The sequence below is a fragment of the Acinetobacter sp. FDAARGOS_494 genome (assembly GCF_003812225.1).
GTDB classification, from domain to species: domain Bacteria; phylum Pseudomonadota; class Gammaproteobacteria; order Pseudomonadales; family Moraxellaceae; genus Acinetobacter; species Acinetobacter baumannii.
The window spans coordinates 1,216,283-1,230,170 of sequence record NZ_CP033866.1 but is presented as its reverse complement, the minus strand read 5'-3'; the positions used below and the strand labels follow the sequence as shown (position 1 = coordinate 1,230,170).

Annotated in this window: 24 protein-coding genes and 1 pseudogene; 24 read left to right on the top strand and 1 reads right to left on the bottom strand. The window is 41.5% G+C overall.

Annotated elements, in window-relative coordinates; all coding sequences use genetic code 11:
• From rpsC to EG365_RS05870, 22 genes and pseudogenes are all read left to right on the top strand, one after another.
• Positions 1 to 817, top strand: a pseudogene (gene rpsC, locus EG365_RS05975) (30S ribosomal protein S3).
• Positions 757 to 1,170: a 50S ribosomal protein L16 gene (gene rplP, locus EG365_RS05970; RefSeq protein ID WP_000941215.1), complete on the top strand. Its 414-nt coding sequence runs from the start codon at positions 757 to 759 to the stop codon at positions 1,168 to 1,170. The pseudogene rpsC and the gene rplP overlap by 61 nt, the downstream one beginning before the upstream one ends.
• Positions 1,170 to 1,367, top strand: coding sequence for a 50S ribosomal protein L29 (rpmC, locus tag EG365_RS05965; RefSeq protein WP_000849928.1), 198 nt, complete (start codon positions 1,170 to 1,172; stop codon positions 1,365 to 1,367). The genes rplP and rpmC overlap by 1 nt, the downstream gene beginning before the upstream one ends.
• The gene (rpsQ, locus tag EG365_RS05960; protein WP_001291845.1) at positions 1,364 to 1,621 is read left to right on the top strand and encodes a 30S ribosomal protein S17; all 258 of its coding nucleotides are present in this window, start codon (positions 1,364 to 1,366) and stop codon (positions 1,619 to 1,621) included. Before rpmC ends, rpsQ begins: the two co-directional genes overlap by 4 nt.
• A gap of 92 nt (positions 1,622 to 1,713) precedes the next feature.
• On the top strand, positions 1,714 to 2,082 hold the full coding sequence (rplN, locus tag EG365_RS05955; RefSeq protein ID WP_001982634.1) for a 50S ribosomal protein L14: 369 nt from the start codon (positions 1,714 to 1,716) through the stop codon (positions 2,080 to 2,082).
• Between the two features lie 9 nt (positions 2,083 to 2,091).
• A complete protein-coding gene (rplX, locus tag EG365_RS05950; RefSeq protein WP_001062685.1) occupies positions 2,092 to 2,409 on the top strand; it encodes a 50S ribosomal protein L24 in 318 nt (105 codons plus the stop codon).
• A 15-nt stretch (positions 2,410 to 2,424) separates the two neighbouring features.
• On the top strand, positions 2,425 to 2,961 hold the full coding sequence (gene rplE / locus EG365_RS05945; RefSeq protein ID WP_000113197.1) for a 50S ribosomal protein L5: 537 nt from the start codon (positions 2,425 to 2,427) through the stop codon (positions 2,959 to 2,961).
• A 9-nt stretch (positions 2,962 to 2,970) separates the two neighbouring features.
• Positions 2,971 to 3,276, top strand: a complete 306-nt coding sequence (rpsN, locus tag EG365_RS05940; RefSeq protein WP_001074624.1) for a 30S ribosomal protein S14 — start codon at positions 2,971 to 2,973, stop codon at positions 3,274 to 3,276.
• Positions 3,277 to 3,287: 11 nt separating this feature from the next.
• On the top strand, positions 3,288 to 3,683 hold the full coding sequence (gene rpsH, locus EG365_RS05935; RefSeq protein WP_000062616.1) for a 30S ribosomal protein S8: 396 nt from the start codon (positions 3,288 to 3,290) through the stop codon (positions 3,681 to 3,683).
• A 13-nt stretch (positions 3,684 to 3,696) separates the two neighbouring features.
• Positions 3,697 to 4,230 carry a 50S ribosomal protein L6 gene (rplF, locus tag EG365_RS05930; RefSeq protein WP_000091932.1) on the top strand — a complete coding sequence of 178 codons (534 nt, stop codon included), beginning with the start codon at positions 3,697 to 3,699 and terminating at the stop codon, positions 4,228 to 4,230.
• 14 nt (positions 4,231 to 4,244) lie between these two features.
• Positions 4,245 to 4,595 carry a 50S ribosomal protein L18 gene (gene rplR, locus EG365_RS05925; RefSeq protein ID WP_001003194.1) on the top strand — a complete coding sequence of 117 codons (351 nt, stop codon included), beginning with the start codon at positions 4,245 to 4,247 and terminating at the stop codon, positions 4,593 to 4,595.
• Positions 4,596 to 4,597: 2 nt separating this feature from the next.
• The gene (gene rpsE, locus EG365_RS05920) at positions 4,598 to 5,095 is read left to right on the top strand and encodes a 30S ribosomal protein S5 (protein ID WP_001141025.1); all 498 of its coding nucleotides are present in this window, start codon (positions 4,598 to 4,600) and stop codon (positions 5,093 to 5,095) included.
• 6 nt (positions 5,096 to 5,101) lie between these two features.
• Positions 5,102 to 5,278, top strand: coding sequence for a 50S ribosomal protein L30 (rpmD, locus tag EG365_RS05915; protein WP_000849088.1), 177 nt, complete (start codon positions 5,102 to 5,104; stop codon positions 5,276 to 5,278).
• Between the two features lie 3 nt (positions 5,279 to 5,281).
• The gene (gene rplO, locus EG365_RS05910) at positions 5,282 to 5,722 is read left to right on the top strand and encodes a 50S ribosomal protein L15 (protein WP_000175340.1); all 441 of its coding nucleotides are present in this window, start codon (positions 5,282 to 5,284) and stop codon (positions 5,720 to 5,722) included.
• Positions 5,723 to 5,767: 45 nt separating this feature from the next.
• Positions 5,768 to 7,087, top strand: coding sequence for a preprotein translocase subunit SecY (gene secY, locus EG365_RS05905; RefSeq protein WP_002000592.1), 1,320 nt, complete (start codon positions 5,768 to 5,770; stop codon positions 7,085 to 7,087).
• A gap of 20 nt (positions 7,088 to 7,107) precedes the next feature.
• On the top strand, positions 7,108 to 7,224 hold the full coding sequence (rpmJ, locus tag EG365_RS05900; RefSeq protein WP_000867907.1) for a 50S ribosomal protein L36: 117 nt from the start codon (positions 7,108 to 7,110) through the stop codon (positions 7,222 to 7,224).
• Positions 7,225 to 7,331: 107 nt separating this feature from the next.
• A complete protein-coding gene (gene rpsM, locus EG365_RS05895; RefSeq protein WP_000090815.1) occupies positions 7,332 to 7,688 on the top strand; it encodes a 30S ribosomal protein S13 in 357 nt (118 codons plus the stop codon).
• 19 nt (positions 7,689 to 7,707) lie between these two features.
• Positions 7,708 to 8,094 (top strand): 30S ribosomal protein S11, encoded by a 387-nt coding sequence (gene rpsK / locus EG365_RS05890; protein WP_001040166.1) that lies wholly within the window; start codon positions 7,708 to 7,710, stop codon positions 8,092 to 8,094.
• A 12-nt stretch (positions 8,095 to 8,106) separates the two neighbouring features.
• Positions 8,107 to 8,733, top strand: a complete 627-nt coding sequence (rpsD, locus tag EG365_RS05885) for a 30S ribosomal protein S4 (RefSeq protein ID WP_000135204.1) — start codon at positions 8,107 to 8,109, stop codon at positions 8,731 to 8,733.
• A gap of 17 nt (positions 8,734 to 8,750) precedes the next feature.
• A complete protein-coding gene (locus EG365_RS05880; protein WP_000198631.1) occupies positions 8,751 to 9,758 on the top strand; it encodes a DNA-directed RNA polymerase subunit alpha in 1,008 nt (335 codons plus the stop codon).
• An 18-nt stretch (positions 9,759 to 9,776) separates the two neighbouring features.
• Complete coding sequence (rplQ, locus tag EG365_RS05875) at positions 9,777 to 10,154, top strand: 50S ribosomal protein L17 (RefSeq protein WP_001216380.1); 378 nt, start codon at positions 9,777 to 9,779, stop codon at positions 10,152 to 10,154.
• A gap of 181 nt (positions 10,155 to 10,335) precedes the next feature.
• Complete coding sequence (locus tag EG365_RS05870) at positions 10,336 to 11,826, top strand: flavin-containing monooxygenase (protein WP_000415125.1); 1,491 nt, start codon at positions 10,336 to 10,338, stop codon at positions 11,824 to 11,826.
• A 48-nt stretch (positions 11,827 to 11,874) separates the two neighbouring features.
• On the opposite strand, the gene EG365_RS05865 is transcribed toward EG365_RS05870, so the two are convergent.
• A complete protein-coding gene (locus tag EG365_RS05865) occupies positions 11,875 to 13,047 on the bottom strand; it encodes an acyl-CoA dehydrogenase family protein (protein ID WP_001190542.1) in 1,173 nt (390 codons plus the stop codon).
• A gap of 187 nt (positions 13,048 to 13,234) precedes the next feature.
• Between EG365_RS05865 and EG365_RS05860 the strand changes: the two genes are divergently transcribed.
• Positions 13,235 to 13,492, top strand: a complete 258-nt coding sequence (locus EG365_RS05860) for a succinate dehydrogenase assembly factor 2 (protein WP_001288210.1) — start codon at positions 13,235 to 13,237, stop codon at positions 13,490 to 13,492.
• Positions 13,493 to 13,498: 6 nt separating this feature from the next.
• A complete protein-coding gene (locus tag EG365_RS05855) occupies positions 13,499 to 13,888 on the top strand; it encodes a membrane protein (RefSeq protein WP_000607077.1) in 390 nt (129 codons plus the stop codon).

Below are 13,888 nucleotides of genomic sequence, written 5' to 3'. Positions count from 1 at the left end.
ATGGGTCAGAAGGTTCATCCAATCGGTATCCGCCTAGGTGTTGTGAAACGTCATAACGCTAACTGGTATGCGAATCCGAAACAATACGCTGAATACTTGCTTAAAGATCTTCAAGTTCGTGAGTTTTTAACTAAAAAACTTAAGAATGCGATGGTTAGCAATATTCTTATCGAACGTCCATCAGGTGCTGCTAAAGTAACAATTAGCACAGCTCGTCCTGGTATCGTAATCGGTAAAAAAGGCGAAGACATTGAAAAATTACAGCGCGAACTTACCAACATCATGGGTGTTCCAGCGCAAGTAAGCATCAACGAAATTGATCGCCCAGACTTGGACGCGCGTTTAGTTGCTGAAGCAATCGCTTCTCAATTAGAAAAACGTGTAATGTTCCGTCGTGCTATGAAGCGTGCGGTTCAAAACACTATGCGTGCTGGTGCTAAAGGTATCAAAGTTGAAGTTTCTGGCCGTTTAGGTGGTGCAGAGATCGCTCGTACAGAATGGTATCGTGAAGGTCGTGTACCTTTGCACACTCTTCGTGCGGACATCGACTATGCAACTATGCGTGCTGAAACTACTTACGGTACGATTGGTGTTAAAGTTTGGATTTTCCGTGGTGAGATTTTAGGTGGCATGAAACAAGTCATGAACCCTGCTCCTGCTGAAGAACGTCCAGCTAAACGCGGTCGTGGTCGTGGTGAAGGTCAAGAGCGTCGTGGTCGTCGCGGTGACCGTGCTGCTGACAAGGGAGAATAATCCATGTTGCAACCTAAACGTACCAAATTCCGTAAAGTGCACAAAGGCCGTAACACTGGTCTAGCACATCGTGGTAGTACAGTATCATTTGGTTCGATTGCAATTAAAGCAACTGAGCGTGGTCGTATGACTGCACGTCAGATTGAAGCTGCACGTCGTACCATTAGCCGTCGTATTAAACGTGGTGGTAAAATCTTCATTCGCGTATTCCCGGACAAACCAATTACCGAAAAACCATTAGAAGTTCGTATGGGTAACGGTAAAGGTAACGTGGAATATTGGGTTTGTGAGATCAAACCAGGTAAGATCCTGTACGAAATTGAAGGTGTGAACGAAGACTTGGCACGTGAAGCTTTTGCTTTAGCTGCTGCTAAACTTCCGTTTAAAACCACTATCGTGACTCGGACGGTAATGTAATGAAAACTAAAGATCTACGTGAAAAATCGGTAGAAGAGTTGAAAGCTTTGCTTGATGAGCAACAGCTTAACCAATTCCGTCTTCGTATGGCGAAAGCAACTGGTCAGTTGGGTAAATCGCACGAAGTGCAAGTTGCTCGTAAGACAATTGCTCGTATTAAGACACTCCTTACCGAAAAACAGGGGAACGGACAATGAGTGAAAAAACAGTCCGCACGTTAACCGGCAAAGTAGTAAGCGACAAAATGGACAAATCTATTGTTGTCCTTATCGAACGCCGCGTTCAACACCCGTTGTATGGCAAATCAATTCGCCGTTCAACTAAGTTACACGCTCATGATGAGAACAACGTTGCTAAAATTGGCGATGTTGTAACCATTAAAGAAAGCCGCCCAATTTCTAAAACTAAAGCTTGGACTTTAGTGGAAGTAGTTGAAGCAGCTGCTGAGTAATTCGACGTTCTTGTTGCATCATCGGTCAATTTCGAGTACTCTTTGAGCCTTTCGAAATTGTGACCGGTGATGCTCGGTTTTGGAGTAGGGCAATGATTCAAACCGAAACTATGCTCGACGTAGCAGACAACAGTGGTGCTCGCCGCGTACAATGTATTAAAGTACTTGGTGGTTCACATCGTCGTTATGCTTCTGTTGGCGACATTATTAAAGTTACTGTAAAAGAAGCTATTCCACGCGCACGTGTTAAAAAAGGTGACGTGATGAATGCAGTTGTAGTTCGTACTAAGTTCGGCATTCGTCGTCCAGATGGTTCTGTGATCCGTTTTGATGATAACGCTGCAGTTATTTTGAACAACAACAAAGCTCCGATTGCGACTCGTATCTTCGGACCAGTGACTCGTGAACTTCGTACTGAACAGTTCATGAAAATCATTTCATTGGCTCCTGAAGTTCTATAAGAGGCAATCATGGCTAAGATTAAAAAAGGCGATCAGGTTATCGTGATCGCAGGTAAAGAAAAAGGCAAACAGGGTACTGTTTTGTCTGTTTCTGAAGACCGCGTTAAGGTTGAAGGCCTTAACTTAGTGAAGAAGCATCAAAAGCCGAATCGTGTAACTGGCGCTGAAGGCGGTATCGTTACTCAAGAAGCTTCGCTTCATATCTCAAACGTGGCAATTTTAAATGCTACAACCCAGAAGGCTGACCGTGTTGGTTACCAAGTGATTGATGGCGTGAAAACTCGCGTTTACAAATCAACTGGTGAATCAGTGGCGGTAGCGAAGTAATAGGTTGAAAAGGCAATGGCCAGACTTAAAGCACGTTACAACGACGAACTTAAAGCGAAGTTACAAGAAGAACTTAGCATTAAGAATGTGATGGAAATTCCTCGCATCACAAAAATCACTCTTAACATGGGTGTAGGCGCAGCAGCTACTGATAAGAAATTATTAGACGGCGCTGTAGCTGACATGCAATTAATTGCTGGTCAAAAACCAGTAGTTACTCTTGCACGTAAATCTATCGCTGGTTTCAAAATCCGTGATGGTTGGCCAATTGGTTGTAAAGTTACTTTACGTGGCGACCAAATGTACGAATTCTTGGACCGTTTGATCTCTATCGCAATCCCTCGTATCCGTGACTTCCGTGGTTTCTCAGCGAAATCTTTCGACGGTCGTGGTAACTACTCAATGGGTTTGAAAGAGCAAATCGTTTTCCCTGAAATCGATTTCGACAAGATTGATCGTATTCGTGGTATGGATATTACTATTACTACGACTGCTCGCACCGATGACGAAGGCCGTGCGCTTATGCGTGCATTCGGCTTCCCGTTCAAATAAGAGGTCGATATGGCTAAGAAAGGTATGATTAATCGCGAATTGAAACGCGAAAAAACTGTTGCTAAATACGCTGCAAAACGTGCTGAATTAAAAGCTACTATTGCAAATGTAAATGCGAGCGACGAAGAACGTTTCGAAGCGATGTTAAAGTTACAAGCATTGCCACGTAATGCATCTCCGGTACGTCTTCGTAACCGTTGTGGTTTAACTGGTCGTCCTCATGGTTACTTCCGTAAGTTCGGTTTAAGCCGTAACAAATTACGTGACACAGTAATGCAAGGTGATGTACCAGGCGTTGTTAAGGCAAGCTGGTAAGGAGCGACTAAATGAGTATGCAAGATACCGTTGCCGACATGCTAACACGTGTTCGTAACGCACAAATGGCTAAGAAACAAACTGTTTCTATGCCGTCTTCTAAGTTGAAAGTTGCTATTGCAAACGTACTTCAACAAGAAGGTTATATTTCAAACGTAGAAGTTGCTCAAGAAGAGACAAAATCTACTTTGACTATTACTTTAAAATATTTCGAAGGCAAGCCAGTTATCGAAATGGTTAAGCGCGTAAGCCGTCCAGGCCTTCGCCAATACCGTGGTAAAGATAAACTTCCAAGCGTTAAGCAAGGTTTAGGTATTGCAATTGTTTCTACAAGCAAAGGCATCATGACTGATCGCGCTGCACGTGCTGCGGGCATCGGTGGTGAAGTTATTGCTTTTGTTTCTTAATAGGTGATTCCTCATGTCTCGTGTGGCTAAAGCCCCAGTAACTGTACCAAATGGTGTAACAGTTACTCAGAACGGCCGGCAGGTCGAAGTGAAAGGCAGCAAAGGTACATTGTCTTTCAACCTGCATGCGCTGGTCGAGCTAAAACAGGAAGAAGGTAAACTTCAACTTGCTCCAGCTAAAGAATCGAAAGATGCTTGGATGCAAGCTGGTACTGCTCGCGCTGTATTGAACAACCTTGTTAAAGGTGTTAGCGAAGGCTTCGAACGTAAGTTGCAGCTAGTTGGTGTTGGTTATAAAGCTGCGGTTAAAGGTACAGTTGTAAACCTTAACCTTGGTTACTCACACCCAATTGACTACGCTTTACCTGAAGGTGTAACAGCGGAAACTCCAACTGCTACTGAAATCATTTTGAAATCAGCAAACAAGCAGTTGTTAGGTCAAGTAGCGGCAGAAATCCGTGCATACCGTTCTCCTGAACCATATAAAGGTAAAGGTGTTCGTTATTCGGATGAAGTCATTCTTCGTAAAGAAGCTAAGAAGAAATAAGGCGCGAGGTTCTTATGAACGAAAAGAAACAATCCCGTTTGCGTCGTGCGAAAAGCACACGCTTGCACATCCGTGCATTGGGTGCGACTCGTTTGTGTGTAAACCGCACTCCGCGTCACATCTATGCTCAAGTTATTTCAGCAGATGGTGGCAAAGTTTTAGCGCAAGCTTCAACTTTAGATGCATCTTTACGTAGTGGTACTACTGGTAATATTGAAGCTGCGACGAAAGTTGGTGCTTTAATCGCAGAACGTGCTAAAGCAGCTGGCGTTACTAAAGTTGCATTTGACCGTTCTGGTTTTAAATATCATGGTCGTATCAAAGCCTTGGCTGATGCTGCTCGTGAAGGCGGCTTGGAGTTCTAATCATGGCAAAAGTTGAACAAAACGAAGGTCTCGTTGAAAAGCTGGTTGCCGTTGATCGTGTAGCCAAGGTTGTTAAGGGTGGTCGTATCTTCTCTTTCACAGCATTAACTGTTGTGGGCGATGGTAATGGTCGCGTAGGTTTTGGTCGTGGTAAAGCTCGTGAAGTTCCAGCTGCTATTTCTAAAGCACTTGAAGCTGCACGTCGTAACATGATCACTGTAGACCTTGCTGGTACTACTTTACAACACCCTGTGAATGCTCGTCATGGTGCAAGCCGTGTATACATGCAACCTGCTTCAGAAGGTACTGGCGTAATCGCTGGTGGTGCAATGCGTGCCGTTCTTGAAGCTGCAGGTGTACATAACGTACTTGCTAAATGTTATGGTTCTACTAACGCTGCTAACGTAGTAAACGCAACTTTTAAAGGTTTGCGTGATATGACTTCTCCTGAGAAAGTCGCTGCGAAACGTGGTAAATCAGTAGAAGAAATTCAAGGGTAATCAATCATGAAAACGATTAAAGTTACCCAGACTAAATCTTCTTCACATCGCTTGAAAAATCACAAGCTTTGCTTACAAGGTTTAGGTCTGCGTCGTATTGGTCATACTGTAGAAGTGCAAGATACGCCTTCTAACCGTGGTATGATCAACAAAGTCTACTATATGGTTAGTGTAGAGGAATAAGCCATGACTCTGCGTTTAAATGAGCTTGCACCTGCCGAAGGTGCAAAACGTGAACACCGTCGTTTAGGCCGTGGTATCGGTTCTGGCGTTGGTAAGACTGGTGGTCGTGGTATCAAAGGTCAAAAATCACGTAAAAGTGGTGGCGTTCGTCCAGGTTTCGAAGGCGGTCAAACAGCGATTTATCGTCGTTTACCTAAATTCGGTTTCACTAGCCAAATCGCTTTAAAAACTGCTGAAGTACGTTTGTCTGAGTTAAGTAAAGTGGAAGGCGATATCGTTAGCCTTGAAACTTTAAAAGCTGCGAATGTTGTTCGTCGCGATCAAATTCGCGCTCGTATCGTGCTTTCTGGTGAAATCACTCGTGCATTCACTGTTCAAGGTGTTGCATTGACTAAAGGCGCTAAAGCTGCAATTGAAGCAGCTGGCGGCAAAGTCGAGGAGTAATCTCGAGTGTCTATGTCTCCTAGTTCTTCAGGTCATGTCAACATGATGAAAGGTCAGCCATTTCACGTGAAATATCGTGAAATTATTCGCCGGATGAGTTTTCTAATCGGTGCATTGCTGGTCTTTCGACTAGGAGCGCATATTCCAGTACCAGGCATTAATAATGCTGCGTTAGAAAATTTATTTCATGCAAACCAAGGAACTATTCTTGGGCTATTCAATATGTTTTCTGGCGGTGCTTTAGAGCGAATGTCGATTCTTGCTTTAGGGATCATGCCGTATATTTCTGCATCAATTATTGTGCAGTTAATGTCTACAGTGATTCCTTCTCTCGAAGCCTTGAAAAAGGAAGGGGAGCAAGGTAAACGTAAAATTAATCAATATACGCGTCAGGGTACATTATTACTTGCAGTGGTTCAGGCAGTAGGTATGTGTGCAGGTCTTATTGGACAGGGTATTACTCTATCTAGTGGTCTTGCTTTTTATATACCAGCAGTTACATCACTTGTCGCAGGAACTATGTTCTTAATGTGGCTAGGTGAACAGATCACTGAAAGAGGTATCGGTAATGGTATCTCAATGATTATTTTTGCAGGTATTGTTGCTGGTTTGCCTAAATTAATTATGCAATCAGTATCATCTGTCGATAATGGTCAAACAAGTTTAATTGGTCTTGTTATCTTTGGTCTTTTGTCTCTTGGTGTATTGGCAGCGATTGTGTTTATTGAAAAAGCACAGCGTCGTATTCCAGTAAACTATGCACAGAAGCAGCAAGGGCGTCGTATATTTACAGCTCAGCAAACACATCTACCGTTGAAAATTAATATGGCTGGTGTGATTCCTGCGATTTTTGCGAGCTCTTTACTCTTGTTCCCAGCTAGTTTGGGTCAATGGGTAGGAAGTGCAGATCCGAATGCTGGTTTAATTAAACGTAGTTTACAAGATTTAGCTTTAGTATTGTCGCCTGGACAGCCTTTGTATTTGGTGCTCTTTGGTGCGTTAATTATCTTTTTCTGTTACTTTTATACGGCTTTAGTATTTAGCCCTAAGGAAGTATCAGAAAATCTAAAACGCAGCGGAGCTTATGTGCCTGGTATTCGCCCAGGTGAGCAAACTGCTCGTTACTTAGATCATATTCTTAATCGTTTGACGTTTATTGGTGCGATTTATATTACAGTCATTTGTTTGATGCCAATGATTCTACAAAGTTCTTTTGGTATTCCATTCTATTTGGGTGGTACCTCATTACTCATTGTAGTCGTTGTTGTTATGGACTTTATGGCTCAGCTACAAGCGCATTTAACTTCTCATCAATATGACAATCAAACATTAATGAGAAAAACGACTGCTCATCCTAAGGGATAAGCGCACTTAGAGGTTTCATCATGAAAGTACAAGCTTCTGTAAAGAAAATTTGTGGTAGCTGTAAAGTTATCCGTCGTAATGGGGTTATTCGCGTGATTTGTAGCGCAGAACCTCGTCATAAGCAGCGTCAAGGTTAATCTAATCAAGACCTGTTGATTTCAGTAGGCGAATTGGGTTAATATCCGCCCCTCAAGATTTTTGTGGGGCGGTTGATTATCTCTACTGCCTTTTTGGAGAAAAGTGAATGGCTCGTATTGCCGGTGTAAACATTCCGGATAACAAGCATGCTGTTATCTCCCTCACTTACATCTTTGGTATCGGTCGCCACACTGCTAAGAACATCTTAGCTGCAGTTGGTATTACTGAGACTACTAAGATCCGTGAGTTGGACGATGCACAGCTTGATGCGATTCGTGCAGAAGTTGCTAAGGTTCCTACCGAAGGTGACTTACGTCGCGAAATTTCCATGAACATTAAACGTTTAATGGATTTAGGTTGCTATCGTGGCCTTCGTCATCGTCGCAGCTTGCCTGTCCGTGGTCAACGCACCAAAACTAACGCACGTACCCGTAAAGGTCCGCGCAAACCGATTAAAAAGTAAGATTTCTGGAAGCTAAAAGATGGCTAAAGATACTCGCACACGCAAGAAGGTCACTCGTACCGTCTCTGAAGGTGTTGCACACATTCACGCGTCTTTTAATAACACCATTGTTACGATTACCGATCGTCAAGGTAATGCATTGGCTTGGGCCACCTCAGGTGGACAAGGCTTCCGTGGTTCACGTAAATCAACTCCGTTTGCTGCTCAGGTAGCTGCTGAAGTTGCTGGTAAAGCAGCTTTAGATTACGGTTTGAAAAACCTTGACGTCCTTGTAAAAGGTCCTGGTCCAGGTCGTGAGTCTGCGGTTCGTGCATTAGGCGCAGTGGGTTATAAGATTAACAGCATTACCGATGTGACTCCAATTCCTCACAACGGTTGCCGTCCACCTAAAAAACGTCGCGTGTAAGGAGAAACATTCATGGCTCGTTATATTGGTCCAAAATGCAAACTCTCTCGCCGCGAAGGGACAGACCTGCAACTTAAATCTGGCGTTAAACCATTTGACGTCAAAACTAAAAAAGCTAACAAAGCACCTGGTCAACATGGTCAGGCTCGCGGTGGTAAGCAATCTGAGTATTCACTACAATTACGTGAAAAACAAAAAGTCCGTCGTATTTACGGTGTGTTAGAGCGTCAATTTAGTAACTACTATAAAGAAGCAGCTCGTGTTAAAGGCGCAACTGGTGAGAACTTGTTGAAATTGCTTGAAAGCCGTCTTGATAACGTTGTTTATCGCATGGGTTTTGGTTCTACACGTGCAGAAGCTCGTCAGTTAGTAAGTCACCGTAGCATTACTTTGAATGGTCGTCGTGTAAACATCGCATCTATTCAAGTTAAAGCTGGTGATGTAATTGCGGTTCACGAAGGTGCTAAACAACAATTGCGTATTAAAAACGCGATTGAATTGGCTGCTCAACGTGGTATTCCAGCTTGGATCGAAGTTGATCACTCTAAGCTTGAAGGTACGTTTAAAGCTGCACCAGATCGTTCTGATTTACCTGCTGAAATCAACGAAAGCTTGATTGTAGAATTGTATTCTAAATAATCCTTGAGGTAGCAATAATGACGCGTACTGCAAACGAGTTTCTAACTCCGCAAGCGATCAAGGTCGAAGCGGTAAGCGGGACCTCGGCAAAAGTGATTCTGGAACCTTTAGAGCGTGGTTTTGGCCATACTCTAGGTAATGCTTTACGTCGCATTCTATTGTCTTCTTTGCCAGGCGCTGCTGTGGTTGAAGTAGAGATAGAAGGTGTCGAGCACGAGTACAGTACTTTAGAAGGCTTGCAGCAGGACATCGTCGAGCTCTTGCTGAACCTAAAAGGATTGTCTATTAAGCTGTTCGATCAAAATGAAGCTTATTTAACATTAGAAAAACAAGGTCCTGGTGACATTACTGCTGCCGACCTTCGTTTACCTCATAATGTTGAAGTGGTTAACCCAGAACATTTAATTGGTACTTTGAGTGCTACAGGCTCATTAAAAATGCGCTTGAAAGTTTCTCAAGGTCGTGGTTATGAAACATCTGACTCTCGTTTCCCTGAAGGCGAAACACGTCCTGTAGGTCGTTTACAGTTAGATGCTTCTTATAGCCCAATTAAGCGTGTTTCTTACACCGTAGAAAATGCGCGTGTAGAACAACGTACCGATTTAGATAAACTGGTAATCGATCTTGAGACCAACGGTACGGTTGATCCTGAAGAAGCAATCCGCAAAGCGGCAACAATCTTGCAACAACAAATTGCAATTTTTGTTGATCTTCAGAAAGACCAAACTCCTGTTGCTCAAGAACCTCGTGAAGAAGTTGACCCAATCTTGCTTCGCCCAGTAGATGATCTAGAGCTTACTGTTCGTTCTGCTAACTGTTTGAAAGCAGAAAATATTTACTACATTGGTGATCTTGTTCAACGTACTGAAGTTGAGTTGTTAAAAACTCCTAACCTTGGTAAAAAATCGTTAACAGAGATCAAAGATGTTTTGGCATCGAAAGGTTTACAACTCGGTATGCGTCTTGAGAACTGGCCACCAGCTAGTCTTCGTATGGACGACCGTTTTGCCTATCGTAGCCGTTAATTAAGTAGGACTATCACCATGCGTCATCGTAATAGTGGTGTGAAATTAGGCCGTACAAGCAGCCATCGTAAAGCGATGTTCCAAAACTTGGCTAATTCTTTATTTGAACATGAGTTGATCAAAACAACTTTGCCTAAAGCTAAAGAATTACGTCGTGTTGCTGAGCCTTTAATCACTCTAGCAAAAAACGATACTGTAGCAAATCGTCGTTTAGCATTTGCTCGTACTCGTAATGCTGCAACTGTTGGTAAATTATTTACCGTACTCGGCCCTCGTTACAAAGAACGTAACGGCGGTTATCTACGTGTTCTTAAAGCGGGCTTCCGTGCTGGTGATGCAGCACCGATGGCTTACGTTGAGCTTGTAGATCGTGAAGTGAACACTTCAGCTGAATAATTGATATTATTCAAAAAAGACCGGCTTTATGCCGGTCTTTTTTATTTTCCAAAAAATATAAAATTAAAAATTTGTCCCCAAGTGACATAAAAAAACGGATAAACGGTCAAACTTGACATTGTGTATTGTCAAAATTGTGATTTAATAAAGTTATATTCTCAACAATGGGTATAAAAATAAAATGGAAAAGCAAGTTGATGTATTAATCATTGGTGCAGGCATATCAGGAATAGGAGTTGCTGCCCATTTATCTAAAAACTCTCCACAACGTCAGTTTGAAATTTTGGAGCGTCGTGAATCGTTTGGTGGAACTTGGGATCTTTTCCGCTATCCTGGTATCCGTTCTGATTCAGATATGTCTACTTTTGGTTTTAACTTTAAACCATGGCGCAAAGCCAATGTTCTCGCTGATGGTGCCTCTATTAAAGGATATCTAGGGGAAGTGATTGATGAGTTTAAGTTAAAAGAAAAAATTCATTTTGGCCATCGTGTCCTTTCTGCGAATTATGATTCTGCCTTGAAAAAGTGGCATGTTATTGTCGAGGACAATAAGAAAAAACAGCAGACTTGGGTTGCTAACTTCGTTGTAGGTTGTACTGGTTATTATAATTATGACCAAGGTTACGCGCCGACTTTCCCAAATCAAGAAGCTTTCAAAGGTCAACTCATTCATCCACAACATTGGCCGGAAAATTTGGATTATAAGGGTAAAAAAGTAGTAATTATTGGTAGTGGAGCTACAGCAATTACACTGGTGCCTGCAATGTCAAAAGGTGGAGCAGGTCATGTAACGATGTTGCAACGTTCACCAACTTATATTGCTTCTGTTCCGTCTATTGATTTCATCTATGAAAAAACTCGTAGATTTATGTCTGAAGAAGCAGCCTATAAATTTACGCGTGCTCGTAATATTGGTATGCAACGAGCAATTTATGCATTGTCTCAAAAGCATCCTAAAACAGTTCGTCGTTTACTCTTAAAAGCAATTGAAATGCAACTTAAGGGTAAAGTTGATATGAAACACTTTACACCTTCATATAATCCGTGGGATCAGCGTCTTTGCGTAGTTCCTGATGGTGATTTATTCAAAATTCTTCGTGAAGGTAAGGCGAGTGTTGAGACTGATCAAATTGAAAAATTTACTGAGACTGGTATTCAATTAAAATCAGGCAAGCATCTTGATGCCGATATTATCGTATCTGCAACAGGTTTGCAGGTTCAAATCATGGGCGGTGTGCAGGCAACTATTGATGGGGAACCAGTTAAATCATCTGAACACATGCTTTATAACGGCGTGATGCTCAGCGATGTACCAAACATGGCGATGATTATTGGCTATGTAAATGCTTCATGGACATTAAAAGTTGATATTGCAGCAGATTATATCTGCCGTTTATTAAACTACATGGATAAGAATAATTATGATGAAGTGATTCCATCTGGTGATAAGAGTGTGATGGAAGAGGACACAGTCATGGGTAGCTTATCATCTGGTTATATTAGTCGTGCTGCCGACGTGATTCCTAAACAAGGTAAACAAGCACCATGGCAGGTAACCAATAATTATCTTGAAGACCGAAAATCATTAAAAAATGCAAAATTTGATGATGGTGTTCTACGTTTTCATAAGCATTCAGAAGTTACCACACGTAAACCAAAATTAGTGTCTTGATATTCGAAAATAAAAAGGAGGCTATAAGCCTCCTTTTTATAGTAAAGATTAAAGAGTTCTAGAGATTAATTCTTTCATAATTTCATTGGTGCCTGCATAAATACGGTTTGCTCGGTGGTCGATATAAGCGCGTGCAATTGGATATTCCATCATATAGCCATAACCACCATGTAATTGAAGACATTCATCTACAACTTTTGAAAACATATCTGAAATTTTATATTTTGCAGCCGCTGCAGCTTCAACACTCAATTTTTCATCGAGTTGTAATTCCATACAACGATCTAAATAGGTACGGCAGAAATCTATCTCTGTTCTAAGTTCAGCAAGTTTAAAACGAGTATTTTGGAATGCTCCAATTGGTTTGCCGAATGCTTTACGATCTTTTGTATATTGAACAGTATGTGCAAATGCCGCTTCTGCCCCGGCTTGGCAGATAATAGCAACTAGCATACGCTCCCACGCTAATTCTTTCATGAGCATGATAAAGCCCATACCTTCCATACCTAAAAGATTTTCTTTAGGAACACGAACGTTATCAAAGAAGAGTTCACAGGTATCTTGGCCTTTCATACCAATTTTGTTAAGTGGTTTGCCCTTAGTAAAACCAGCACGGTCAGCTTCGACAATAATGAGTGATAAATTGGCAGATCCTTTATCGCTATTCCCCGTTTTACAAACGACAATCGCCATATCGCATAAATAGCCATTGGTAATAAATATTTTTGAACCATTAATGACATATTCATCGCCATCAAGAACGGCTGTTGTACGAACCGCTTGCAAGTCTGAACCTGTTCCCGGCTCGGTCATGGCAATTGCGGTAACCGTCTCACCAGTAGCCATTTTAGGGAGCCATTTCTGTTTTTGCTCTTCATTACCGAAGTTATTAATATAGTTGGCTACAATGTCGGAATGCAGTGAGAAACCTGTACTTGAGTCCATCGCATAGGCTTGTTCTTCAATAAGAATCATGCTGTATAGGCGGTCGACACCTGCACCACCATATTGTTCTGGCATAGTAGTACAGAGTAAACCTAAGGCACCAGCTTTATTCCAAAGATCTCGGTCAACGTGTTGTTGTTTTTCATATTTTTCAATATTAGGTACAACTTCTTTCTCGTAGAATTTACGTACCGTTTCCCGAAAAGCTTCATGTTCTTCGTTAAATAAATGGCGAGGTAACATATTTGGAATGGGACGAATAGCACCAGATTGCATTGTATTTCTTCCTTGGTTTGGGCTTAATGTTATGAGCTAAACATAAGGGAAGCGACTAGGTCTAACAATGTGATGAATGCTCATTTATGGCGGTGAAGTGATAAGTTTGGTCAATTTGATATTTTTAGCGAACTTTCTCATGTGATCAGGTAAACTAAGCGCACTATCAACGCAGATGGGGAAATAAATGTCTGAAGAAATGACCTTGGAAGAACGTAAAGTAATCTATCGCGCACGTCGTGGTTTAAAGGAAATTGATGTCTATTTTGACCCTTATGTGAAAAATTATTATTTAAAGGCAGACCCGGCAGAAAAAGCGTTGTTTGCTGAGTTGGTAGAACAGGAAGACCCTGATTTACTAGATTGGTTTATGGAAGTATCAGAACCACCACGTACCGAATTACGTGACTTTATCTATAAATTAAAACACTATGTTCATGGTTAATTTATTTTGATCAACCATTTGAATTTTAAGCTGAAATATAGTCGTTTTTCGATTATATTTCAGTTTTTTATTGGCTTAAGCTTAGCAGTTCTATTTTATCAATTAATGCCGTTACTATGGTGGTTAGTTGTAATCAGCTTACTATTTATCAGCTTTATTTTCTTTTTAAAGCGTCCGCAGCTTGCACAAATTGCTTATTTAGATAAAAAACTATGGTCGCTTGCTTATAAGTCACAGAACACCGTTTCTCGCGTCAAAATTTTAAAAATAATTGATTGTCAGATTTTCATAGTGATCTATTTTGAAGGTCATAAAACACTAACTTCTATCATTTGGTTTGATCAAATGTCATTAGCAGAGTGGAAAAAGCTTAAAACTTTAGAAAAACTCTATTAA